At 36.8% G+C, this 1616-nt stretch carries 1 protein-coding gene; it reads right to left on the reverse strand.

Annotation, left to right across the window (positions count from 1 at the left end; translation table 11 throughout):
- Positions 1-24: 24 nt before the first annotated feature.
- Complete coding sequence (locus tag A3SG_RS0118295) at positions 25-1536, reverse strand: IS5 family transposase (RefSeq protein ID WP_035664756.1); 1512 nt, start codon at positions 1534-1536, stop codon at positions 25-27.
- Between the last annotated feature and the right edge of the window lie 80 nt (positions 1537-1616).

Raw genomic sequence — 1616 nt, forward strand, 5'->3', positions numbered from 1 at the left:
CAGGAACACGTTTATTCTTAATTTTCATAAAAGACATTGCTTATAGGTGTGATTTTCGTTTAAATCACACCTATTTTCGTTTTGCCTATTTTTTTGCAGTATAAATCCCGACAAACAATTAAATATAAGAACCATCAGTCCATAGAGTGCCACCCCAGCCAATTTGACTAGGTTGAGCACTAAAAAGATGCTGGCAATCCAAGATTCACTTGTGTCTTGTAACCTAGCCTTGATACAGTTTAAACCATATCCAGTCTTTGCTTGACCAAATTTACCTTCTATAGGATTTCTTTCTCCTGGACTTAAGACGATTTGCGCTGCCAGTGAGGGTCGTCCCAACGGCTTTCCAATCAGGTTTATCCCTTTCTCTTTTAAGCTTTTTCGATTCGCTCTGGTGCTATATATTTTATCCACTAAAAGGTCTTTTGGGTAGCATCCAAATCTCTTTTTATACTGCTCCACATAATCCATTAAGTGACTTCCCTCATTAAAAGCATCCCAACTGAGTTCGTCTAAAAAAGTGATTCCATCAATTAATGAACAATGTATCTTTGATCCAAATTCTACTTTAGCTTGGCTCTTTCCTCTTACGATTGGTCTTACGTGAGGCTGGTGAATACTAACAATTCTGTGTTGAACTGATTTCTTTTTTTCTCGAAACATCTCCTGCTGCTGAGCATAAAGCGTCTGAATTACATACAAGTACTTTAACTCTTTTTCTTTGAGAGGAATACCAGTAAACTTGTCTAATAACTTGTCAATATATCCAATATTTCGTTTCAAATAGCGAAGTTGTTGCCCTACACCTTTACGAACTATCTTACTGGTTTTACTCTTTTTTTGAGCCGTATGAAGATAATCTGTCCTTGCATTTTCCCTATAGGTTCGCGGTTTTTTTGCGTGGAGTTCTTTCGTGTACAAAATATCGATGAGCATCTCTGACTTTTCACGGGCATCATTGAGCAAATTCAAATCAGTTGGATAGGCAATGTTTTGAGGACATGCCGTAGCATCCATCAATACCGTTCCTCTATTAGGATTTACCTGACTCAAAGCAGGGTCAGAATCGTCCTTAGGTGTACTCTTATGCTGTTCAAGTTTAGTTTTTATAGCAATAATTTTCTCTGTAATTGTATTGACAACATCTAAACTTAAATGCTTTCGGAATGTTACAAATAGAGAGGCATCAAATGGAGGTTCGTCTGAAAAACTAGAATAACCCAAGAAATGCTGCATGTAGATATTTTCTGAAATTTGTGCAACTGTTTCGCGGTCGTCAATATCACACAAATGCTTGATGATAATTGAACCTAAAACTATCCTCGGATTTAAACCTGGTCGACCAGTTGTGCTTTTTGGAACCGCCTTAAGATAAATATTGCAAATCTCATCCCAAGGGATTAGCTTTGCTAAAATAACCCAGCGGTTTTCGGGATTCAATTTCTTTTCGAAAGGGGACTCAAATCCTTCAAAAACTAACTGGTTTTGACTGATAAATTTAGGTGTTGGTGCACACTTTTTTGGACTCTTTCGCATAATTCCTTGCACTTAGTTTGTCAAATATAACTATATCTAATTGAAATACAAATTAGTATGAGTTTTTCAGCAGACCCTAA

Origin of the sequence: Flavobacterium sp. ACAM 123, assembly GCF_000264055.1 — a bacterium.
Taxonomy (GTDB): domain Bacteria; phylum Bacteroidota; class Bacteroidia; order Flavobacteriales; family Flavobacteriaceae; genus Flavobacterium.